The organism is Luteibacter mycovicinus (assembly GCF_000745235.1).
Classification (GTDB): Bacteria; Pseudomonadota; Gammaproteobacteria; order Xanthomonadales; family Rhodanobacteraceae; genus Luteibacter; species Luteibacter mycovicinus.
In genome coordinates this window covers 2,330,471-2,352,292 of sequence record NZ_JQNL01000001.1, presented here as the reverse complement: position 1 = coordinate 2,352,292, position 21,822 = coordinate 2,330,471, and the positions used below count along the sequence as shown (strand labels likewise).

Genomic DNA, 21,822 nt, shown 5'->3' with positions numbered 1-21,822 from the left:
ACGGGGCTGGCTCCCACCGGGTAGCCAGCCTATCCTTGCGAGGCGGCCAGGGGAGGCCGCCTCAAACAAGGATGCCTGCGTGATCGTGTCGGACCTGTTCACCCTGCCCGCTTTCGTGGCCTACCTGGCCCTGGGCGTGTTTTATTTCGTCGCCTTCGTGGTGACCTACATCTGGATCACCCCGCAGCGTGAGATGGCGCTGATCCGCGAGGGCAATCTCTCGGCGGCGATCAGCCTCGGCGGTGCGGCCATCGGCTTCGTACAGCCACTGGCGAGTGCGATCGCGCACAGCGTGAGCCTCGTCGATCTCGCCCTGTGGGGTCTGGTCGCCTGGGTCGTCCAGTTGTTGACCCACCTCGTCCTGCGCCTCGTCGTGCGCGACCTGCGTGGCCGGATCGAAGCGGACGTCCGCTCCGTGGCACTGTTCGTGGCGATCGTGGCGGCCTGTGTCGGCACGCTCAACGCCGCGGCGATGACGTACTGAGGACGGCTCATCATGTCCGAACGTCCTGAGTCCGATCATCCTGTCAAACCGGCCTCCTGGTCCATCGATCTGCCGCGCGGTTATAACGCTCCGACACGCCTCACGGAGGAGCCGTTGACCCGGCGCCGGTCGGTTGCGATCGCGCTCGGCCTCCTGGGTGCGACGGTGGCCGGCTATGCCGCCTTCGGCGGCAAGGATGTCCAACGCAACAGCTACGCCTCGCTCGAGGACTGCGAGCACGACTACGCCACCGGGCAGTGCACTCAGGACCAGCCCGTGTCGGGAAGCGGCGGTGGCCATTCGGCCGGCTATCACTACTACGGCCCCTGGTATCGCAGCGACTGGCGCGGCAACGCGTTCAAGGGTGACCCGGGTCCGGGGCGCACCGCCGCGGGTGGCGGCGGCTTCGCCAGCCACGGCCCGACCGGCTTCGATTTCGGCAGCCGCGGAGGGTTCGGCTCGAGCGGACGCGTCTCGGCGCGGGGCGGCTGATGCGTCGCGAGACCATCGTCCCTCGCAAGGACTGGCAGACGCACGTCGAAGCCGTCGGCTTTGGTTTTCACACCATCGACGGCAAAACGTACTGGCGCGAGGATGCCTGCTACGTCTTCGACGAAGCGCAGGTCGACGTGCTCGAGGCCGCCACGGCCGAATTGCATGCGCTGTGTCTCGAAGCCGTCGACCGGATCGTGCGCGACGGCCGCTACGCCGAGCTCGGCCTCGATGACCGCGCCGCGCGCCTGATCGAGCGCAGCTGGTTCGATCACGACCCTGCGCTCTACGGTCGCATGGACCTGTCGTACGACGGTCGCTCGGCGCCGAAGCTGCTCGAGTACAACGCGGATACACCGACGTCGCTGTTCGAAGCCTCGGTCGTGCAGTGGTACTGGCTGGAAGAAGTCGCCTCCGACGCGGATCAGTTCAATTCGATCCACGAGAAGCTGATCGACCGCTGGCGCACCGTCGGAGGTGGACCGCGTGTGCACTTCGCGGCGTGTTACGACAACCCTGAAGACGCGACCACGACCGACTACCTCGTGGACACCTGCCGGCAGGCCGGGCACGACGTGCAGGCGCTGGACATCGAGGACATCGGCTGGTCGGGCAAGACATTCATCGATCTGGCCGACCGTCCCATCGACCGGCTGTTCAAGCTGTATCCGTGGGAATGGCTGATGAGCGAAGCGTTCGCGCAACACATTCCCGCAAGCGGCATGCGCTGGCTCGAGCCGCCGTGGAAAATGCTGCTGTCGAACAAGGCGATTCTCCCGTTGCTGTGGGAGTTCTTTCCGGGGCACCCGAATCTTCTCGCAGCGAGCAGGCGGCGCGAAGACATCGTCGGCGCGGCGGTGGCCAAGCCTTACTGGGGTCGCGAAGGCGAGGGCATCGCGGTGCTCGATGCCCATGAGCGTGGTGCGCAGACGCCGCTTACCGTGTATCAGGCGCTCGCACCGCTGCCGGTATTCCAGGGTCGGCACGCGTTGGTCGGTTCCTGGGTGATCGGCGATGAGCCGGCCGGCATCGGCATCCGCGAGGATGACGACCGGATCACGCGCAACACCAGCTGCTTCGTGCCGCATCTGTTTCGTTGACGGCGGTTGCTCGGGGACGCGCCGCTCTGATGGGAGCCAGCCGGCGCAGGCGCTACGTAGCGGCGGGCAACACCCGGTCGAGATACGCCTGCAATGCCTCGGCCTCCGCGGCAGGGAAGACGCCGGCCACATAACCGTCCGGCCGGACCAGCATGGCCGCACGATCCGGCACACCGTAGAAGGCGGCGAACTGACCGAGATGGTCATCGAACTCCAGTCCCGGTCCGATCCGGTGGATGTGCATACCGGCGCGTGGAGTGAACGGCGCCGACCCGCTCACCAGCAACGTCCAGTGCGTTCCCCTGAACAGATGAAAGAGCCGCGTCGCGCCGCCACCCGCGCCACGCACGTTGGCGTCCGGTGCGCGACCCCCCGGTGCAAGATGACTCGTGGCGCCTGACAGGAAGGACAGCGGCGATTCGGCGTAATCCAGATCCAGCTGCTGTACCTCGCGGCCCCGGCGGTTATCTCCTTTTTTGAATCCGTCGAGCAGACGCGTGGAAAGGCCCAGCATCCCGGCGGCGATCGGACGGCGTTCGGCCTCGTACGTATCGAGCAGCGACCCGGGTGCGCCGCGAAGCACGGCCGCCAGTTTCCAGCCGAGGTTGTAGGCATCCTGGAGACTGGTATTGAGGCCCTGGCCGCCGGTCGGCGGATGGATATGCGCCGCATCGCCTGCGAGAAAGACGCGGCCGTCGCGATAGCGATCCGCCAGCCGCGCGTTCATGGTGTATGCCGAGGCCCAGGACACCGAACGCAGCACGATGTCCTCACGACCCGTCGCCTCGACGACACGGCGAGTCAGCCCTTCGGCGGAAAGATCGATGTCGCCTTCCAGCGGAATGGGGCCCTGAATCTGGAACAGGTCGCTGCCCGCAAGCGGACAGATGCTGAGATGCTTACCATCACCGCCGTCGAACCGATGCCAGACGTCGCGCGACAGACCTTCCAGAATCACGTCGGCCACGATCGCTCTCACGCCCAGTGTCTTACCGGGAAAGTCGATGCCCAACGCACCGCGGACGAAGCTTCGTCCGCCGTCGCATCCGATCAGATAGCTTGCGCGGATGACCTCGTCGCCTCGTTCGCTCCGCACGGTGGCTTCAACGCCCGTGTCAGTCGCCGCGAAGCCGGTCAGCTCCACACCGAATTCGACCGCCGATCCGAGCTCGAGAAGACGCTCGCGCATCAGCTTCTCGGTGAGCAACTGCGGAAGCATCAGCGGCAGCCGGTACGGCTCCGCTGGCGTCGGGGGGTGATCGGCCCCGACCATTTCCTCGTCGACGAACGAGCCGTCGGCGGCGTACTTGCGCACCGGAGGATAGACGCCGCCCGTCGCCATGGTCCGGTCCAGAAGGCCTAAGTCTTCGAAGACCTCCAGGCTGCGCGGCTGAATACCCTTGCCACGGGAGCCCTGGAAGGGCGAGGGGAGCTTTTCGATCAGGCGAAAAGCGATGCCACGGCGGGCCAGATCGATAGCCAGGGTCAGGCCGGCCGCTCCGGCACCGCAGATCAGGACGTCAACGGAATCACGCATGGGGAACCTCCGAATCGTGTGCAATATGCACATATCGGAGGCGAGGCTAAGCCTGCACCAAAGAAAGTGCAAGATACACATATCTCGTCAGATCCAGGCGTCCGCGCGTATCTGGCGTCGGCGCCGATCGATCTCCGGGGGAATATCGGGGCTGGTAGGATTCGGAGTCCTCGAATACCGGAACACCTCATGCTGCCTACCGTCGAACAGGAAACCCGTCCATCGCCCGTCTGGTCGGTGATCTGGCTGCATGGGCTCGGCGCGGACGGGAATGACTTCGCGCCGATCGTGCCTGAGCTGGCCGATCCGTCGTGGCCGGCGATCCGCTTCGTGTTTCCGCATGCGCCGGTCAGGCCGGTGACGGTGAACAACGGCGTGCCCATGCGCGCCTGGTACGACATCAAAGGCTTGTCGATCGCGGACAAGCAGGACGCCGAAGGCATCCGCGCTTCCATCGACGAAGTCGAGGCGCTGATCGCCCGTGAGGTCGAGCGTGGCGTGCCCGCATCGCGGATCGTGCTGGCCGGCTTTTCGCAGGGCGGCGCGATGGCGTTGTCGGCAGGCCTGCGTCATCGCGAAGGTCTGGCCGGCCTGCTGATTCTTTCGGCCTACCTGCCCCTGCACGACACCATCGAAGCCGAGCGCAGCGGCGCCAACCACGCCACGCCGATCTTCTGGGGCCACGGCAGCGCCGACCCGGTCGTGCCGATGGCGCTCGGCGAGCACTCGCGGCAGGTGCTCGAGCTGCTCGGCCATCGCGTGGACTGGCACAGCTATCCGATGGCTCATCAGGTGAGCCTGCCGGAGATCGTCGACATCCGCGCCTGGTTCTCCGGGCTCTTCGCGAACGCGTGATCCCGCGCGCGTCGGCGCGTGCGGGCATCCGGCATACTCGCCGCATGTCCGCCGCCCCTACCGACTCGACCCAGGGCTTGCGCCCTCCGTCGGCGCCTCTGCCCGACTTCTGCAGCCTGCCGCTGCTGTTCGCGTTGCTGGTGGTCGGCTCGCTCACGGTCACCCTCATGTGCCTGGCACCCGGCAGCCACGCCGACTGGCGCGACTATGGAACAGCGGTGCTTTTCACCAGCTGGCTGTCGGTTCTGCTGACGGTCGCGCTGTGCAAACTGCGGCCATGGATGCAGCGTCTCCCCGGCATGGCACCGTATGCCGCGGTGTGGCTCGTACTCGTCCTGCTGGTGGCGGCGAGCGCCGCTTTGCTTGGCTGGGTCGACCACAGCATCAGGACAGGCATGACGCCGGCGTCGCGCACCGGCTTCGTGCGCGACGCCAGCATCGCCACGGGGCTGCTCGGTGCCGGCTTGCTCCGCTACTTCTACGTCGTCGCACAATGGCAGGCACGGGTCGCCGCTGCCGCACAGGCACAGGTCGCCGCGCTGCAGGCACGCATCCGCCCGCATTTCCTCTTCAACAGCATGAATGCGGTGGCCGCGCTGATCCGCGTCGATCCCGACGCGGCCGAACGCACCGTCGAGAACCTGGGCGAGTTGTTCCGCGCGGCGCTGGGCAGCGATCATCATGCGGTAGGCACGCTGGGTGACGAGTGGACCCTGGTCGACCGTTATCTGGAGATCGAGTCCCTGCGCCTGGGCGACCGGCTGCGCGTCGAGCGCGACATCGACGTACCCGCCGATCTGCCGTTGCCGCACCTGCTGCTGCAGCCGCTGGTCGAGAACGCGGTTCGTCACGGCGTGCAGCCCAGCCGCACCGGTGGAAGCATTCGCCTTGCCGGACGACGTGTCCCCGGTGGCGTGGAGATCGTGATCGAGAACTCGCTCTCCGATGCTCTGCCGACGCCCGGCACCGGACATGGACTGCGCAACGTGCGCGAACGCGTCGCCTATCATTTCGGCCAGCGCGCCAGCGTGCGTGCGGAACAGCGCGAGGGCCATTTCATCGTCACCGTTTTTCTGCCGGAGTCCGCGCATGCGCGTCCTGATCGCCGATGACGAGCCGCTGGCACGGGCACGCCTGAAGGCGTTGCTGGCGCCGCGCAGCGACGTGGAAATCGTCGGCGAGGCCGCCGACGGCGATGCGGTGATCGCCGCCTGCGCGTCGTTGCGACCGGACCTCGTGCTGCTCGACGTGGAAATGCCGGGCTTGTCGGGCACCGCCGTCGCCGTGCAACTGGCCACGCTCATCGAGCGTCCGCAGGTCATCTTCTGCACGGCCTACGAGCAACACGCGCTGAGCGCTTTTGACCTCGGTGCCACCGACTACGTGCTCAAACCCATACGCGCGGAGCGTCTGGCCGAGGCGCTGGATCGTGCCGCGACGCGCACGGTACGCGCCCCTCAGCCGTCGCGTAACGCGTGGCTCCGTGCGCGCAGTGGCAACGACGAAGTTCGTGTGGCGCTCGACGACGTGCTCTATCTCCTCGCCGACGAGAAGTACGTCGCCGTGCATCATGGCGGCGGGATGTGGCTGATCGATGAGTCGCTGCGCCAGCTCGAGACCGCGCATGGCGAGCGCCTGATCCGCCTGCACCGCAACTGCCTGGTGCCGCGTACACGTCTGGTAGGTCTGAAAACGTTGACCGACGGTCGCGTGATGGCGCGCCTGGCCGGTACCGAGGTCACACCCGAAGTCAGCCGGCGCAACCTGCCCGCGGTGCGCCAGCTGCTTCGCGCGGAGGCCGGCTGAGGCCGCGTGACACGTCGCCGCGCTGCACGCCGGGTTGGATTGCGGGACAATCACGCTTTCGACCGAGCCAGCGCCAGGATCCCATGACCGCACCGCTTCGCATCGCCACGCGCAAGAGCGCGTTGGCCCTCTGGCAGGCCGAACATGTGGCCAGCCTTCTGCGCCAGGCGCATCCCGGCCTGGTGGTGGAACTGGTTCCGCTTTCCACGCGGGGTGACGAGATCCTCGACCGCTCACTGGCGACCATCGGCGGCAAGGGCCTGTTCCTCAAGGAGCTCGAAGTCGCGATGCAGGACGGTCGCGCCGACATCGCCGTGCATTCGCTGAAGGACGTACCCGCCGAGCTCGAACCCGGCTTCGCGCTGTCGGCGATCCTGCCGCGTGCCGATGCCGCCGACGCCTTCATCAGCAATGACTACGCCACGCTGGTCGACCTGCCGAACGGCGCCCGGGTCGGTACTTCGTCATTGCGGCGTCAGGCACAGCTGCGCGCCGTCCGCGGCGACCTGCAGCTGCTGGACCTGCGCGGTAACGTGAACACCCGACTGGCCAAGCTGGACGAGGGGCATTACGACGCCATCATCCTGGCCTGCGCAGGCGTCGAGCGGCTCGGCCTCGGCCACCGCATCACGACGCGTCTGGCGAGCCCGGACTGGCTGCCCGCACCGGGGCAGGGTGCCATCGCGGTGGAATCCCTCGCCAGCGACGTGCGCGTCAACGAACTGCTCGCCGCACTGACGGACGAAGAGACGCTGCTGGCCGTCAACGCGGAGCGCGCCATGAACGAGCGGCTGGGTGGCAGCTGCGCCGTGGCGATCGGCGCGTGGTGCGTGGTCGCGGAGCACGGACTCACGCTTCACGGCATGGTCGGCAATGCGCTCACTGGCGAGTTGCTGCATGCGCAGGCCGACAACGCCTCGGGCGATCCGGTGACACTGGGCCACGAAGTGGCGGCGATGCTGATCGGCCTGGGTGCCGAAGAGTTTCTGAAACCGCAGCGCTAGCGGCGGCCGACGCTGGCAACGGCTCACGCTTGCTGCCGCTGACGCTGGCCGCTGCTGTCGTAGGAGCGCGCCTTGCTCGCGAAAAGCCAACGAAGCGAAGATGCGGCAAGGCTACCGCTTCACCGCTCCGTTGGCTTTTCGCGCGCAGGGCGCGCTCCTACAAACGCGCTCTTACAAAAAAGGGCGCTGCTGCAACGAGGCGCGCTTCGCTTAGAAGTTGTAAACCAGGTTAGTCGTCGTCAGCTTATCCGTGCTGACGGTACCCGGCTGCGTGTCGCTGTTGTAGCGGATCTGGTAGCCGATCTTCAGCGCCAGCTTCTTCGTCATGCTGACCGAGAGACCGATGTCGTTCTGGTAGTACTGGTTCTTCGAGCCCGCTTCCACCAGCAGCGTGTCTTCCAGTGCCGTGTTGTCGGTCAGGCGGTATTTCGCGTTGATCAGGCCACGGCCGACCACTTCGCTTTCAGCGTCGGGCTTGTATTCCTCGGTCGCCGTGGTGCCATCGGCATTCAGTACCGGTGTGCCGTCGGCGTTGACCAGGTCGCGGGTCGACTTCGCCGGCTGATAGCGCTTGAAACCGGGACCGATTTCGAAGGACAGCTCGGCTTTCTCGTTCTTCAGAGCGATATAACCGTAGCCGACCGACACGATGCCCTGCCAGAGATTGGCGCCGAAGTCGTCGTGCTCGTAACGCGCCGCCGTGACCACGTAGCTGCGCGGATCGAATTTGTAGCCCACCGACGCACCGGTGTCGTAACGGTTCGCCGTGGTGCTGAACTGACTGTTGCCGTCCCCGTCATCCACTTCGCCCTTGGAGCGCAGGCCGTTGAGGTAGAAGTTGTTCTTCCACAGCTCGTTTTCCTGATTGAATCCGATCTTGGCGTTGGCATTTTCCGAGCGGGAGTTGCCCCGCGAGGACGCGAAGCCGAATTCGCCGTTGCCGGTCCACCCGCCGTTTTTCGCGGCGTCGGCGTTCTGGTCGGGAGTGGCAGCCGGATTGGCGGTCGCGTCCTGGGCCGACGCGGTGAACGGCAGCGCGGCAAGGACGAGCGTGGCGAGAAGGAGTTTTTTCATCGTCTACCCGTAGATGGAATGGAAGGTGGCGTCAGCCGTGAACCCACTGTGCGTAAGCCCGGCCATAAAGCCGCTGCTCGAGACATTGACCGATAATGCAGCTTAACGCGGCCAGACCGGCGGCCACCGGCAGCAGCGGTCCCGCGGGGTGCGAAACCAGCAAAACGCAGGGCAAACCGACCGAGAGCACCGCGACGGTGAAGCGCCAGGCCAGCAACGAGACCGCCGTCCGCCCCGTCGTGAAGTACCCGGTGGCACCGCTCTCTTCGGCAAGCTGGCGCAAGGCACGCCAGCGCATGCCCTCGACGACGCCCAGCGCGAGCGCCACCGCGAGAAGCGCGAGTCGCCACGGATTGAGCGGATTGATCGGGACCTCGCTCTGCAGCGCGACGCAGAGCCAGAACCACAGGCCGCCGGCGAACAACGCCGATACGGTGCGGCCGAGGGGCAAGGCATTGGCGACCGACGCCACGGAGAGCGGCAGATGGCGTGAGGCACCTCGCGCCGTATAGACCAGCGTGGCGAGGCTGCAGAGCATCAGCGCGGCGCCTGCCAGCCGCGTCGCCCAGAAGTCGTTGCCACCCCGCGCCAGCCCGGCAAGCGCCAGCATCGGCAGGTAATTGGCCATGGCCACCATGCCCTCGGCCGTGGGCATCATGCGCTTGACGGGGTCCCAGCCATGCCACGCCGGCGCGAAGGGAAGGCGCAGGCACGTCGCCACGAGGCCGAGGCTTACCAGTACCAGGCCGATCGAGAGCGGCACCAGCACTTCGCCCCGACCGTCCGGATACAGGCCGAGCGCCAGGGCCGTGCCCAGCACCATCCACAGGCCATAGCCGGCCGCCATCGCGGTCTGGACGACGACACCGGGCGTCGAGAAGAGGCTCTGGACGGGCGTGACTTCGCCAGGCCGGTCCAGGGGATCCAGCGCGACGGAAGGGGCGTCGTTGGGTTCCGCCATGGTCGGGGAGGGCCTTCGGCGAATCGCAAAGCGGCATTTTTGCGCCTTATGGCGCCCGGCGCAAACGGGCATGTCGCGACGCCCGCGAGACTCCCTTGCGGACGGCTCCCGGCGACGCCATGCTTGGCCCGCGTAGATACGGGCGTCACGCCCGCGCGGACACACTTTCCGAAGCTCCATCCTGCCGGCGACACACATGGACCGCTACGAGCGCATTCTCACCCTGCACCGACTCCTGAAGTCCGCCCATTACCCGGTACCCCTGTCCCGGTTGATGGACGAGCTGGAGTGTTCACGCGCCACGCTATACCGCGATGTGGCCTTCCTGCGCGATGCGCTCGGCGCGCCCGTGCAGAGCGTCGCAGGCGAGCAGGCGTCGTTCCGCTACGAGGCGGGCGAGGGCGATTCGTTTGAATTGCCCGGCTTGTGGCTGACCAGCGACGAGCTGGCCGCCCTCATGGCGCTGAACGAACTGATCGGCCGCTCCGACCCAGGCGTGCTCGCCGGCGCCCTGGCGCCGTTCAAGGCGCGCATCGAACGTCTGCTGTCCGATCACGGCAGCGGCAAGGCGCTGCCGGTCGATCGCATCCGGGTGATTTCCTGGGGTGCGCGGAAGATGGACCAGCAGGTCTTCCGCATCGTCGCGGGCGCCACGCTGGAGCGACGTCAGGTCAGCTTCCGCTACCGCGCGCGCACCACCAATTCCGACACGAAGCGTACGGTCTCGCCGCAGCGCCTGACCCACTATCGTGACAACTGGTACCTCGATGTCTGGGACCACGACCGCGAAGCGCTGCGCAGCTTCGCCGTCGACCGCATCGCCGATCCGCAGGCGCTCGACGCGAAAGCCAGGGATGTCGAGGATGCCGAGCTCAACGATCTGCTCGCGTCCAGCTACGGCATCTTTGCCGGCAAGCCGAAGGCCTGGGCGACCATTCGCTTCTCGTCGCATGCCGCACGCTGGGTGGCCGACGAGCACTGGCACTCGCAGCAGAAGGGCGAATGGCTGGGCGACGGCCGTTACGAGCTCAAGGTGCCGTATTCCAACTCCCGCGAATTGCTGATGGACGTGCTGAAGTACGGTCCCGACGCCGAGATCGTCGCACCGCTGCCGTTACGCGAAGAAATGAAGATCCTGCTGCAACTGGCCTTGTCCGGTTACCAGAACGGTTCGAACCACTCCCACTGAGCGCCGCCGTTACATGAGTGACTTCGATATCGCCGAAACCGGCGCCCTGCCCGCTCTCAGCACCGAACCCCGTAAACCCCGCGTCGCGCTTGCCCTCGGGGCGGGCGCGGCCAAGGGTCTGGCCCACATCGGTGCCATCGAGGTCCTCGAACAGCGCGGCTTCGAGATCGTCGCCATTGCCGGCACGTCGATGGGGGCGCTGATCGGCGGCATCTACGGCATGGGCAAGCTCGACATCTATCGCGACTGGGTCTCCACGCTGGCCCGCTTCGACGTGCTGCGTCTGGTCGACTGGAGCTTCTCCGGCGGTGGCTTCATCAAGGGCGACCGGATCATGGCCGCGCTGCGCGAGCTGATCGGTGAGGTCAATATCGAGGAGTTGCCGATCGCCTATACGGCGGTGGCGACCGACATCGACCGGGAACGCGAAGTCTGGCTGACGCGCGGGCCGCTGTTCGACGCCATACGTGCATCGATCGCCATTCCGACGCTGTTCCGGCCCTATACGCATGAAGGTCGTCGTCTGGTCGACGGCGCCTTGCTCAACCCGTTGCCCGTCCTGCCGTTGATGCGCGAAGAGGCCGATTACGTGTTCGCGGTAAGCGTCGATGGCGCGGCTGAAATGCAGAAGCCGCCCGAGAAAAACGTCACCGCCGTGGCCGATCATGGCTACACGGCGAAGCTGGGGCGGCTCTTCGGACGGGTGTTACCCGCCGGCGACGGCAAGCCGAAGCTCAAGGACCCCGGCGCGTTCGACCTGATGACCCAGTCGATGGACCTGATGCAGGCCAACCTGTCGCGCCTGCGTCTGGCGGCCTATCCGCCCGACCTGCTGATCGAGATCCCGCGCAACGTGTCCACGGTGTACGAGTTTTACCGGGCGCGCGAGCTGATCGAACTGGGTCGCGTGCGTACCGAGCAGATGCTCGACAGCTGGCAGCCGCGGCATATGCAGGTTCGTTAGAGTTCTTCGGTACGCGTGACCTTGGCGCGACGCATGAGCCACGCCACGCCACGCAGGTCGGCAAGGCCGACCCAAAGGCGGTCCAGCATGCCGTACTTGGAGGTGCCCGCCGTACGCGGACGATGACCGACCGGCACGCTCTGGCTGGCAAACCCCGCACGTTTCACCAGCGCCGGCAGATACCGGTGCATATGGTCGAAATAGGGCAGCCGCATGAAGGTCTCCCGCTCGAACAGCTTGAGGCCGCAGCCGGTATCCGGGGTGCTGTCCTTGAGCATGCGCGAGCGCACGGCGTTGGCGACCCTGGACGAGATCCGCTTGTTGAAGCTGTCGCGACGGGTCACGCGCCATCCGGCGAACAGCTTCAGATCCGGTGCCGCGCCCGCCCGCGCCTCGAGCAGCTTCGGAATATCGGCCGGGTCGTTCTGGCCGTCGCCGTCGAGCGTGGCGATCCACGGCGCGCGCGCGTTGCGCACACCGTTCCAGACGGCCGTGCTCTGGCCGCTTCGGGTAACGTGGCGAATGATCCGCAGTTCCGGGTACTGAGCGCGGGCGGCGGTCAGCACGGCGACGCTGTCGTCGGTGCTGTCATCGTCGACGTAGATGATCTCGAAGTCGATCCGGCCACGCAGTGCCGAGGCGATCTCGGCGAGGAGGGGCGGGATGTTGTCGCGCTCGTTGAAGACGGGCACGACCACGGCGAGGTCGGTCATCGCTTTTCCGGGGCTGGAGGATTCGGGGCGGCATTATCGCCCAAGCGGCGGCCCATGGGGCCGCGAAAGCGGCCGTTCGTTCAGATCTGGCCGACGCTGGGGGCGATCGGTCCCTCGATGGCCTCGCGCCAGCCGCGGGCCACGGCGTCCATGGTGTTGCGGCTCGCGCCTTGCGCCATCACCACCAGGGTACCGCCGCTCAGGGCGATCTGCCGTCCATCCCAGCCGTCGCGGTGGAAGTCGCTGTCGGCATCGCTCATCTTGCCGGGCATGTAGAGGGCGACCACGGGCTCGTCGTTCATCCGCGTCACCAGATGCACCGCCGGGTACGGCCCCACGGTGCAGTCGTGCACATAGGTGACGCCAGCGGGGGCGGGCCCCTTCAGATGGGCGGAACGGCCGACAAACCCAGCTTCGACCTGGGCATCGGTCATGGGGCGAGTCATGTTCAGGGAATCCATTTCCCAGGGCATGTGCGCCACGGCGAGCGCGGGCAGTGAGGTGCCATCCATGTGACGCCACACCAGGCCGACACCGCCGAAGGCGATCAGGACGGATGCCGCCATGGCCATCCACGAGCGGCGTCGGCGCACCTGTCCGCGACGCTCGTCGGTCGCATGGGCGAGCAGAATGCGATCGGCCAGCCCGTCGGGCACGGGAATGCCCGCCAGCGCCGATTCGACGTCGTCCTCAAAACGCTGTGCGCGCTGCCAGAACGGGGCGCAACCTTCCTTACAGCTGTCGCGATGAGCCAACAGGTCGGCATCGCGGGAACGCGGTTCGGCGGTGATCCGGCGGCGGAAGTCGAGGCAGTTCACGTCCGTCCCCCTTCGGCCGCAGCACGTCCGCCAAGCATCGCCTTGAGGCGCTGACGGGCGCGAAACAACTGAGTCATGACCGCGCCCGGCTGTTGCTGGGTGGCTTCGGCGATCTCGTCGCAGCTCATCCCGCCCAGTACCTGCATGGCCAGCGGCTCCCGATATTTTTCAGGCAATTTCAGCATGGCGTCGCGCACCTGGGCGGCGTCGCCACTCCGTTCGGGGCTGGCAAAGGCAGCATCCTCGGGGACGCTGTCGTCCAGCTCCACCGTGTCGAAACGTTTGCGCTCGTAGAGCCGGGCATGCTCCCGGCGCAGGATGGTGATCAGCCACGGCTTGGCCGATTCCGCGTCGCGCAGGGCGTCGAGGTTCTTCCACGCGCGCAGGAAGGTCTCCTGGACCAGATCCTGGGCGACGGTTTCGGAGCGCGACAGCCAGAAGGCGAACCGGTAAAGGTCGGCCGACAGGGCGCGCACCATGGCTTCGTACTGGCGCTGCTTCGGGTTCACGTCCTTATGGACCGGAGGCATACGGATTTCCTTTCAGGCCGGCCGCTCAGCGGACCTTCGTCAGGATGCCGTCCAGCTCGTCGAGGCTGTGGTAATGAATGACGAGCTTGCCCTTGCCACCACGACCGTGCGCCAGCTCGACACGGGTGGCGAAGCGCTCGGCCAGCTCGCGCTCGAGGTTGGCGATGTTCGGGTCGACCGCGTTGGTTTTGGCCTTGCCCTTCGGCGCCAGCTGGGCCTTGCGTGCCGCTTCTTCCAGTTCGCGCACGGTCCAGCCGTGGCGTGCCGCCTCGAGCGCCAGCGGCTCGGCAATGCTGGCGGGCAGGGTCAGCAGGGCGCGGGCGTGGCCCATCTCGAGCTTGCTCTGATCGAGCAGCTGCTTGATCGACTCGGGCAGGTCGATCAGGCGCAGGAGGTTGGAGACCGCCGCGCGCGACCGGCCCACGGCATCGGCCGCCTGCTGGTGGGTCAGGTCGAACTCGTCGATGAGGCGCTGAAGTGCCTGGGCTTCCTCGAGCGGTGTCAGCTCCTGGCGCTGGATGTTCTCGATCAGCGCCATGGCCAGCACGGACTGCTCTGGCACGTCCTTCACGAGCGCCGGGATCTCGCTCATCGAGGCACGCTGTGCAGCGCGCCAGCGGCGCTCACCGGCGATCAGCTCGTAGCTGTTCTTGCCGATGGCGCGGACGACCACCGGCTGGATCAGGCCCTGAGCCTTGATTGAGGCGGCCAGTTCGTCGAGGGCTTCGTCGTTCCAGTGACGGCGCGGCTGATACTTGCCCGCCTGGATCTGATGGATGGGCAGCGTACGCAGCTCGCCTTCCTGCTCGATCACCGAGGGAGGCGCCTCCGGACCGGTGCCGCCGCCAAGCAGGGCATCCAGGCCACGGCCGAGACCACGTTTCTTAGGTGCTGCCATGGGGGTTCCTCAGGAAGTCGTCGGGGCGGCGTCGGAGGCGCCGGTCGCCGCTTCGTCGACAGCGGGCTCCGCGGCGACGTCGCCGCCGGCCGCCGCGTTGCGGGCGCGCTCGCGGCGGATGATCTCGCCGGCAAGACCGATGTAAGCGATGGCGCCGCGCGAACCGCGGTCGTACAGATGAATGGGCTGGCCGTGGCTGGGCGCCTCGGCAAGACGCACGTTGCGCGGGATGATCGAGCGCAGCACCTGGTCGCCGAAATGCTGGGTCAGCTGGGCCGACACCTCGTTACCGAGGTTGTTGCGCACGTCGTACATGGTGCGCAGCAGGCCTTCGACCTCGAGCTGCGGATTCAGGCGCTGGCGCACGGCCGAGATGGTGTCGAGCAGGCTCGAGAGTCCCTCGAGCGCGAAGTACTCGCACTGCACGGGAATCAGCACGCCGTCGGCGGCGGTCAGCGCGTTCAACGTCAGCAGGTGCAGGGACGGCGGGCAGTCGATGATGATGGTGTCGTAGTTATCCGACACCTTGCCCAGCTGTTCTTTCAGGCGGTGCTCGCGCGCCAGACCGTCCATCAGCTTCAGCTCGGCGGCGGTGAGGTCGCCATTGCCCGGAAGAAGATCGAAGGCGGCTTCGGTACGGACGAGAACGTCGGCGATACCGACCTCATCGAGCAGCACTTCGCAGCCATTGGGCTTGGTTTCGTACTTGTCCACACCCGAGGCCATGGTCGCGTTGCCCTGCGGATCCAGGTCGACGAGCAGCACCTTACGCTTCGCGGCGGCCAGGGCCGCGGCAAGGTTGACGGAGGTGGTGGTCTTGCCAACGCCGCCCTTCTGGTTAGCGACTGCGATGATGCGGGCCATGGGCTGTGGTTCGCTGCCGTGCGCGGAAAGGGCGTTAGCGTAGCATCGACGGGTGGTTTCGCCCTAGACAGCCTGCAGGCGGTTCAGTCCCGCCGAATCACCACGAGATGCCGCTCACCTTCCACACCCGGCACGGTCAGCGCGTGAATCGCCTCGACCTTGAACCCATCGGGCACGCCGTCCAGCTCCTCGGCGGGATGCTTGCCCTTCATCGCCAGCCACACGCCACCCGGCGCCAGCAGGTGGCCGCCCCAGCCGAGCATGTCGGCCAGGCTGGCGAAGGCACGCGCGGTGATGCACTCGAACGTGCCCTCGACCTCTTCCACGCGGCTCTGCAGCGCGCGGCCGTTGGTCAGCTTCAGCGAACGGATGGCCTCGCGCAGGAAGCGGACCTTCTTCCCGTTGGAGTCGACCATCAGCACCTCGCGCGCCGGCTCGGCGATGGCTAACGGAATACCGGGCAAGCCTGGGCCGGTGCCGAGGTCGGCAAGAGTGCGGCCTTCCACGAAGGGAATGATCGCCAGCGAGTCGAGCAGGTGCCGCGTGACCATCTCGTCCGCGTTGCGCACCGCCGTGAGGTTGTACGCCGAGTTCCAGCGCTCCAGCAGCTCGCGGTAGTCGAGCAGACGGGAGACCGCATCCTCCGGGAGGGTGACACGGAGGGCGGCGATGCCGCGTTCGAGCTGGGTTTGCAGGGCTTCGCGCGCAGTCATACTGATAAAACTTGCTGTCCGGGAGACCGAAGTATGCTGACTATCCCGGCTTCGGTCACTCCCGGGATAGGCTTTCGTGCGAAGTTGGGCGGAACCCGCACTGAATCGCGGGCTCCCACAATGTGGGACGGGGTATCATGCGTAACGAATTGAATCTCGTTCGCTGAGACTTCTGGTACGAACAATACTGGTCCGTTCGACGATTATTGGCGGAGTTACTGTGGCGCTGAGCCAAAAAGAATCCGGGGCGTATTACACCCCTCCCGATGTTGCAGAGGTCCTGCTTAAGTGGGCAGTGCGTCATGAAGCCGATCGACTGCTGGATCCGTCTTGCGGTGACGGGCGATTCATCTCCGGACATAGAAATAGCGTCGGCATTGAGCAAGATGCTCTGGCCGCGCACATTGCAATTCAGGCCGCACCGTCTGCTCTTGTGCATGAGGGGGACTTTTTCGCCTGGGCCACGAACACTGCCGAGCGCTTTGAATGCGCGGCGGGGAACCCCCCGTTTATCCGGTATCAGACTTTTAAAGGTGATGTTCGTGAAGCTGCGCTGCAGATGTGCAGGCGAGTTGGAGCCCACTTTAGCGGGCTTGCATCATCATGGGCTCCGTTTCTTGTCGCGACGGCGAGCTTGCTGAAACCTACTGGTCGCATGGCCTTTGTGGTGCCCGCAGAGATTGGGCACGCTCCATACGCGGTGCCTCTGGTAGAGTTTTTGGTCAACAGTTTTTCTGTCGTCCAAGTCATTGCGGTAAAGAAAAAGCTATTCCCAAATATCTCTGAGGACTGCTGGCTGCTGTATGCCGACGGCTACGGCGGGCGGACTGACGAAATCCGGTTCTCTGCTATTGAATCGCTGCCGCGGCGAGCGGCACTTCCAAAACAATTCACTCGAATTCCCGTGATCGATTGGAAAGCCACCTGGAAAGGTCGCTTGCGCCCGTTTTTGCTAGCCAACGAGGCTCGCGATCTGTATTCGAGAATTCGGGCAGACGATGCGAGCTTTCGTTTTGGTGATGTCGCGCAAATCGGCATTGGCTATGTGAGTGGGGCGAATGATTTTTTCCACCTACGCCCATCGCAAGCAAAGTCGCTGCGGATTCCATCGAAGTTCCTGCACGCGACTGTGAGGAATGGCCGCGCGCTCCCAAGTCAGAGATTGACTCCTGCCGTCGTGAAAAAGTGGCACGATCTAGATGAGCAGGTGCTGTTACTTCGCCTTCCAAGGGCAGGCAAGGTCCCTGCCAGCATAGAGCGATATTTAGACTCTGAAGCTGCGCATGCTGCGAAGGAAGGATATAAGTGCAGGACGAGAGATCCTTGGTTTTCTGTTCCGGATGTACAGATCCCCGATTTCTTTCTGTCGTATATGTCTGGAGCAGAGGCGTCTCTCGTTCGTAACGAAGCGGACTGCACATGTACTAACTCTGTACATAGCGTGCGCTTGAGAGATGGAGTAAGCGCGGAACTTATCAGGCAGACTTGGGAAAATTCGTTAGCGCGGTTGAGTTGTGAGATCGAGGGCCATCCGCTTGGTGGAGGCATGCTAAAGCTAGAGCCTCGCGAAGCGTCAAATGTCGTCCTTTCTCAAGGAAGACTGGGGCCGCGCGAGACCGCCGAAGTACGCAACGCCATCAGCACTATGAAATCTTGGAGACACTATGGACCGGCGTGACAAGGCTGTCGACGATACAATCCCCCGCGCGCAGTGGATCAATGCGAGGGAAGCGATGTATCACTTCGCCACCTTCGACGGCGCAACGCAGAGTCAGATGCATATCAAGCCGTTGCATTGGTACGTTGCATGCCGGCTTGTAGTCGAAGGTGGCTTTCATCCCGACGATATAATGCCTCGTCCTCCGTTTAGAGTAAAAACCGTCGGGGGCAAGAATTTTCTCGAATTCGACCCTGACCTCGGGGGCAACGGAGAGCGAACGATCCTTGGAGGCCTGAAGACAAAGAACGTCGATGTCGTTGTGACGAAGGACGGGATTGGTCCCGTTGTCGCTGTCTCGTGTAAAGGTATGCAAGGCGCATTCCGAAACCTGACCAATCGCATGGAAGAAACCATTGGTGAGTGCACTAACCTACATATAACGTATCCTGCCTTGGTTTTCGGATACATGTTTGTGATCCGGGCCAATCGAGTCACTGCTGATGTAACTTCCGATGCCTTTGACGAACACGCAGCACCAGTCAAACAGCTCAAGATGAACGATATCGCCGTTCGGGAGGGTGGGGCTCCGGTAGAATCAATCCTACGGTTCCACTCCGCTTTGTCCGAGCTCACCGGCCGTCGTGGCATTCGAGAAGATGTAAGCCGCTACGAGGCTGTATCGCTTGCGCTCGTCAGCCCAGATGAGCCCGAGGCAGGAAGTCCTTCACTCGACTTCCCTCACGCCACTAGTCCACTCCGATTCGAACAGTTCTTCAGCAATCTTTATTTGCGCTACGAAGAAAGGTTTCTGCTAGGGGCGCCAGATCTGAAGAGCGTCACTCGCCGGCTGCAGTGGGAAGCAGATTCCAGCGCTTTCGCGTCGTCGCTTCTGCAACCGTTTAATAGCATTCCCGATCTGGATTACGAGCCCAGGATTCGCATGGGAGATGCCGGAAGTATTCTTGTGCCCCGCATCGTCGCCGCAACGAATCGGCACGCTAGCTAGCTCTTCGATATCTAATCAGGCCGCGTCGAGCTCGACGCGGGTCACCAGCATGCCGCGGGCACGCAGCGAACCGTTGACGGCGTGCTTGAGCTGGGTGCCGAAGGCGCGGCGATCGGTATGGTGAGCCGTGGCGGAGTCGCGCAGGGCGGCAACGACGTTGCTGCGGATCATTTCCGGCGCGTCGTCGATCACTTCATCGGCCGCTTCCGGCTCGAGGACCTGCCAGTAGACCGTGCCGCCGTCGAAACGCAGCACCTGGCCACCGAGGTCGATCTTATGGGCAACGCGATCGATCACCGGGAGCACGACGTGCGTACCGGCGGTGAGCAGCGACGTGGCGCCGCCGAGACGGCGAACGCTGTAGACCTGACCCTCGGGAATGCGACGAACCGACGCCGCTGCAAGAGCGAAGGCGATGACGGTGGTGGCGATGAGGGCGGTGGTCAACATGGCTGCTACATCAATCGGTTATCGGCGATTCCTGTCGCATCGCATAGCGAGACACGCCATGACGATGATCGGTGAGGTGTTAATTCTAATTTAACGAGAGGGGTTAACGCTAGTTTTACGAACCCCCCGTATTCAGTTAGCGGACGGTTTGGTTAAAACTTGAGCAGTGGTCACCGTTTGACCACCAATCCCGGCGATTCGGCCCATCCATTGAGAAATTTCCAAGAGCTTTTGGCCGTCGCGACCGGGCCTTTCGCCATACGCAGTGCGTAACGGCCCGACGCGTTGCTCTCCCGCCATCAAATGATAATAATTATCAATCAGTCACTTGTCCGGCGTGTCCCATGAATGTCCTAGGTTGCCTGGCGGCGCTCATCGCCATGGCGCTCGCTTATCTCTGCTCGCGCAACCAGCGACTGCTGGCTCGTCCGATCGGTCGAGCTGGCCGCATCGGAGCGTGGGTGTTCGCCGTGATGGCGTTGCTGGCATGGATCGCCGCCGAGACGTCGCTGCCAGGCGTCTTCGCCGCCCTGACAGCCCTGATGTTCGGCGCCGTGGCATGGCCCTACGTCACCTGGTTGTTCCGGCCCGCCACCGAACGGAAGCCTCGCTGATGCTCGCCAAGACCTTCGCCGGCATCCTGCTCGGCCTGCCCCTCACGCTGGCTCTCATTTCCGTCGTGATCTGGATCTGGCCGGGCTCCAGCGAGGCGGTGACCCTGCCGGTGATGATGGCTTTCTTTCCGCTCTGGGTCGGGATCATGGGCGCGACCTATATGTTCCGCAGCGGTCCCCGTGCCTGGGCCTGGCTGGCGGTCGCCAACCTGGGTGCCTTCGCGGCGCTGTGGGTGGCCAAACACACGCTGCCGGGGCTATGAGCCGATGAAAGCCTCCACGATCCGCACCTTCACCACCGTGCATACCTGGACCGGCCTCTTGGCCGGCTTCGCGCTGTTCATCGCGTTCTACGCGGGCGCGCTGACCATGTTCCACGACGAGATCGACACCTGGGCCGTGCCGCGTGCCGAGATGGCCCGGGCCGACGCGCTGGACCGCGCACACGTGATGCTCGCCGACATCGTCGCCAGACATCCCGCGGCAGGCGAAAGCATCGGCGTCACGTACCCGGCCGAACATCCGTCGCACGAAGTGGCGGCGTACTGGATGGAAAAGGACGGCAGCTGGCGCACCCAGTCGCTGGACGACACCGCGGCCCGCGATGCGGAAGACCACGAGCACGGTCTGGCCGACTTCATCTACGAGCTGCATTACGACCTCGGCATCCCCGCGATCGGTATCTACCTGATGGGCGTGGTCAGCATCATTTACGGGCTGGCCCTGCTGACCGGCGTGCTGATTCACCTGCCCAATCTCGTCCGCGAGATGTTCGCGCTGCGCCCGGGCCACAACCTAAAGCGGCTGTGGCAGGACGCGCACAACGTTATCGGTATTCTCAGTCTGCCTTTCCACATCATTTTCGCCGTCACCGGCGCGTTGCTCTGCCTGACACTGGTGATGCTGGTCGCCTTCAACACGGTGGCCTTCGACGGCAAGCTCATGGGCGCGTTCGAGCGGATGACCAGCGCGTTGCCGGAGACGAAGGACAAGGGCGGCAGTGCCGTCATGCTGACCCCGGCCGAGCTGGGCGCGCGGGCACGGCAGGCCGCGATCGCCGCGGGCGCGGCGGATTTCGAGCCCGACTACATGCGCTACGTGCATTACGGTCATCAGGGAGCGGCGGCGGAAGTGCGCGGCACGTCGACAAAGACCCTGGGCGAGTACGGCATGGTCGCGCTCGATGCGGTGGACGGACACGTGATGAAGTTACAGGTGACCGGCGCCCGGGACGCGAACCACGCCACTTACTCGGCGATCTTCGGCCTGCACTTCGGTACCTTCGGTTCCCTGTCGCTGCGCTGGCTGTACTTCCTGCTGGGCCTCGCCGGCGCCTTCCTTTTCTATTCTGGCAACCTTCTCTACATAGAGACGCGCCGTAAACGCCGCCAGGCGGACCAGCCGATGAAGGTGCGTGCGATGGCCACCGCGACCGTCGGCGTGTGCATCGGCTCGTGCTTCGCCATCTCGTGCACCTTCCTGGGCAACCTGCTCGGAGGGCTCTCCGGCATCGAGGCCACGTCGCTGGTTCAGCCCGTGTGCTTCGCGACGTTTGCGCTCGCCATCCTGTGGACGTTCTGGCGCAAGCCGGCCAAAGCGGCCGTCGACCTGCTGTTCGCAACGGCGGCGGTCAGCGTGGCGGTGGGCGTTCTCGATATCGCGGTCCATCACGACCGCCTGATGCGCATGCTGGGCGAAGGTCGCTATGAGGTCCTCGGCCTCGATCTGGTGGCCATCGCCATGGGCGCCGGATTCGCCTGGCTTGGCGTCGCCACGCGTCGCCGCGCGGTCGAAGGCGATCCCTGCAGCGTGTGGTCGTCGCGCCGCCGGGATCCCCAGGACGTGGCGACAAAGGCGCGGGAAGCCTGAGCGTCGCCTTGCGGCCGCAAGAGTCGCAGGGACTTTCGAAACGTCGGCATTTCCACGTAACGCGCGTTACTGAGCACGACAGTTATTAACGTTCGTGCTGCAAAGCTCGCACACCGCTGCTGCACCGCCGCAAACGTTTACATACCACTCAAGCCACTGACCGTATGCGCTTTTTTGGTGGTCTTCTCCAAGTGGTATCGCACTTCACATCATTTCGTACC

General features: G+C 64.9%; 24 protein-coding genes. 14 read left to right on the top strand and 10 right to left on the bottom strand.

What is annotated here, in order from left to right; genetic code table 11:
- The first annotated feature begins 79 nt into the window (after positions 1 to 79).
- The 3 genes from FA85_RS10535 to FA85_RS10525 are packed head-to-tail and all read left to right on the top strand — an operon-like array spanning position 80 to position 2,076.
- The gene (locus tag FA85_RS10535; RefSeq protein ID WP_036108873.1) at positions 80 to 484 is read left to right on the top strand and encodes a DUF350 domain-containing protein; all 405 of its coding nucleotides are present in this window, start codon (positions 80 to 82) and stop codon (positions 482 to 484) included.
- A 12-nt stretch (positions 485 to 496) separates the two neighbouring features.
- On the top strand, positions 497 to 976 hold the full coding sequence (locus FA85_RS10530; RefSeq protein ID WP_036108876.1) for a hypothetical protein: 480 nt from the start codon (positions 497 to 499) through the stop codon (positions 974 to 976).
- Positions 976 to 2,076, top strand: coding sequence for a glutathionylspermidine synthase family protein (locus FA85_RS10525; RefSeq protein ID WP_036108879.1), 1,101 nt, complete (start codon positions 976 to 978; stop codon positions 2,074 to 2,076). The genes FA85_RS10530 and FA85_RS10525 overlap by 1 nt, the downstream gene beginning before the upstream one ends.
- A gap of 52 nt (positions 2,077 to 2,128) precedes the next feature.
- On the opposite strand, the gene FA85_RS10520 is transcribed toward FA85_RS10525, so the two are convergent.
- Complete coding sequence (locus FA85_RS10520; RefSeq protein ID WP_036108881.1) at positions 2,129 to 3,613, bottom strand: FAD-dependent oxidoreductase; 1,485 nt, start codon at positions 3,611 to 3,613, stop codon at positions 2,129 to 2,131.
- 189 nt (positions 3,614 to 3,802) lie between these two features.
- Here FA85_RS10520 and FA85_RS10515 point away from each other — a divergent pair, with 189 nt between their 5' ends.
- The 4 genes from FA85_RS10515 to hemC all read left to right on the top strand — a co-directional run bounded on the left by FA85_RS10515 (position 3,803) and on the right by hemC (position 7,278).
- Complete coding sequence (locus tag FA85_RS10515) at positions 3,803 to 4,468, top strand: alpha/beta hydrolase (RefSeq protein ID WP_036108882.1); 666 nt, start codon at positions 3,803 to 3,805, stop codon at positions 4,466 to 4,468.
- 44 nt (positions 4,469 to 4,512) lie between these two features.
- A complete protein-coding gene (locus FA85_RS10510) occupies positions 4,513 to 5,580 on the top strand; it encodes a sensor histidine kinase (RefSeq protein WP_036108885.1) in 1,068 nt (355 codons plus the stop codon).
- Complete coding sequence (locus tag FA85_RS10505; protein ID WP_036116848.1) at positions 5,558 to 6,274, top strand: LytR/AlgR family response regulator transcription factor; 717 nt, start codon at positions 5,558 to 5,560, stop codon at positions 6,272 to 6,274. Before FA85_RS10510 ends, FA85_RS10505 begins: the two co-directional genes overlap by 23 nt.
- 83 nt (positions 6,275 to 6,357) lie before the next feature.
- On the top strand, positions 6,358 to 7,278 hold the full coding sequence (gene hemC / locus FA85_RS10500) for a hydroxymethylbilane synthase (protein ID WP_036108887.1): 921 nt from the start codon (positions 6,358 to 6,360) through the stop codon (positions 7,276 to 7,278).
- Between the two features lie 210 nt (positions 7,279 to 7,488).
- Here the strand turns inward: hemC and FA85_RS10495 are convergent, their stop codons facing one another.
- Together FA85_RS10495 and FA85_RS10490 are read right to left on the bottom strand one after the other, a co-directional pair.
- Positions 7,489 to 8,352: a DUF481 domain-containing protein gene (locus tag FA85_RS10495; RefSeq protein WP_036108890.1), complete on the bottom strand. Its 864-nt coding sequence runs from the start codon at positions 8,350 to 8,352 to the stop codon at positions 7,489 to 7,491.
- Positions 8,353 to 8,383: 31 nt separating this feature from the next.
- Positions 8,384 to 9,313, bottom strand: a complete 930-nt coding sequence (locus FA85_RS10490; protein ID WP_051943109.1) for a hypothetical protein — start codon at positions 9,311 to 9,313, stop codon at positions 8,384 to 8,386.
- A 196-nt stretch (positions 9,314 to 9,509) separates the two neighbouring features.
- Here FA85_RS10490 and FA85_RS10485 point away from each other — a divergent pair, with 196 nt between their 5' ends.
- On the top strand, positions 9,510 to 10,502 hold the full coding sequence (locus FA85_RS10485) for a helix-turn-helix transcriptional regulator (protein ID WP_036108893.1): 993 nt from the start codon (positions 9,510 to 9,512) through the stop codon (positions 10,500 to 10,502).
- 13 nt (positions 10,503 to 10,515) lie between these two features.
- Positions 10,516 to 11,466 (top strand): patatin-like phospholipase family protein, encoded by a 951-nt coding sequence (locus FA85_RS10480; protein WP_051943111.1) that lies wholly within the window; start codon positions 10,516 to 10,518, stop codon positions 11,464 to 11,466.
- Here FA85_RS10480 and FA85_RS10475 read toward each other — a convergent pair.
- The 6 genes from FA85_RS10475 to rsmG form a co-directional block, all read right to left on the bottom strand.
- Complete coding sequence (locus tag FA85_RS10475; protein WP_036108895.1) at positions 11,463 to 12,179, bottom strand: glycosyltransferase; 717 nt, start codon at positions 12,177 to 12,179, stop codon at positions 11,463 to 11,465. The two genes, FA85_RS10480 and FA85_RS10475, sit on opposite strands and share 4 nt — an antisense overlap.
- An 80-nt stretch (positions 12,180 to 12,259) precedes the next feature.
- Complete coding sequence (locus tag FA85_RS10470) at positions 12,260 to 12,997, bottom strand: DUF3379 family protein (protein WP_036108899.1); 738 nt, start codon at positions 12,995 to 12,997, stop codon at positions 12,260 to 12,262.
- Positions 12,994 to 13,527 (bottom strand): sigma-70 family RNA polymerase sigma factor, encoded by a 534-nt coding sequence (locus FA85_RS10465; RefSeq protein ID WP_051943113.1) that lies wholly within the window; start codon positions 13,525 to 13,527, stop codon positions 12,994 to 12,996. The genes FA85_RS10470 and FA85_RS10465 overlap by 4 nt, the downstream gene beginning before the upstream one ends.
- 25 nt (positions 13,528 to 13,552) lie before the next feature.
- Entirely contained in the window at positions 13,553 to 14,425 is an 873-nt protein-coding gene (locus FA85_RS10460; RefSeq protein WP_036108901.1) for a ParB/RepB/Spo0J family partition protein, read from the bottom strand.
- 9 nt (positions 14,426 to 14,434) lie between these two features.
- Positions 14,435 to 15,289 carry a ParA family protein gene (locus FA85_RS10455; protein WP_036108902.1) on the bottom strand — a complete coding sequence of 285 codons (855 nt, stop codon included), beginning with the start codon at positions 15,287 to 15,289 and terminating at the stop codon, positions 14,435 to 14,437.
- A gap of 83 nt (positions 15,290 to 15,372) precedes the next feature.
- A complete protein-coding gene (rsmG, locus tag FA85_RS10450) occupies positions 15,373 to 16,002 on the bottom strand; it encodes a 16S rRNA (guanine(527)-N(7))-methyltransferase RsmG (RefSeq protein WP_036108906.1) in 630 nt (209 codons plus the stop codon).
- A gap of 220 nt (positions 16,003 to 16,222) precedes the next feature.
- On the opposite strand from rsmG, the gene FA85_RS21475 reads away from it, so the two are divergent.
- Positions 16,223 to 17,680 carry an Eco57I restriction-modification methylase domain-containing protein gene (locus FA85_RS21475; protein ID WP_081907258.1) on the top strand — a complete coding sequence of 486 codons (1,458 nt, stop codon included), beginning with the start codon at positions 16,223 to 16,225 and terminating at the stop codon, positions 17,678 to 17,680.
- Positions 17,667 to 18,668 carry a hypothetical protein gene (locus tag FA85_RS10445; RefSeq protein ID WP_081907260.1) on the top strand — a complete coding sequence of 334 codons (1,002 nt, stop codon included), beginning with the start codon at positions 17,667 to 17,669 and terminating at the stop codon, positions 18,666 to 18,668. Before FA85_RS21475 ends, FA85_RS10445 begins: the two co-directional genes overlap by 14 nt.
- 15 nt (positions 18,669 to 18,683) lie before the next feature.
- On the opposite strand, the gene FA85_RS10440 is transcribed toward FA85_RS10445, so the two are convergent.
- On the bottom strand, positions 18,684 to 19,118 hold the full coding sequence (locus FA85_RS10440; RefSeq protein WP_051943115.1) for an SPFH domain-containing protein: 435 nt from the start codon (positions 19,116 to 19,118) through the stop codon (positions 18,684 to 18,686).
- A 344-nt stretch (positions 19,119 to 19,462) separates the two neighbouring features.
- Here FA85_RS10440 and FA85_RS10435 point away from each other — a divergent pair, with 344 nt between their 5' ends.
- From FA85_RS10435 to FA85_RS10425, 3 genes are read left to right on the top strand one after another with little or no spacing between them, the layout of a single operon-like run.
- On the top strand, positions 19,463 to 19,732 hold the full coding sequence (locus FA85_RS10435; protein WP_043696919.1) for a hypothetical protein: 270 nt from the start codon (positions 19,463 to 19,465) through the stop codon (positions 19,730 to 19,732).
- Positions 19,732 to 19,995 (top strand): hypothetical protein, encoded by a 264-nt coding sequence (locus tag FA85_RS10430; protein WP_036108913.1) that lies wholly within the window; start codon positions 19,732 to 19,734, stop codon positions 19,993 to 19,995. Before FA85_RS10435 ends, FA85_RS10430 begins: the two co-directional genes overlap by 1 nt.
- 4 nt (positions 19,996 to 19,999) lie before the next feature.
- Entirely contained in the window at positions 20,000 to 21,601 is a 1,602-nt protein-coding gene (locus FA85_RS10425) for a PepSY-associated TM helix domain-containing protein (RefSeq protein ID WP_051943116.1), read from the top strand.
- The last annotated feature ends 221 nt before the right edge of the window (positions 21,602 to 21,822 follow it).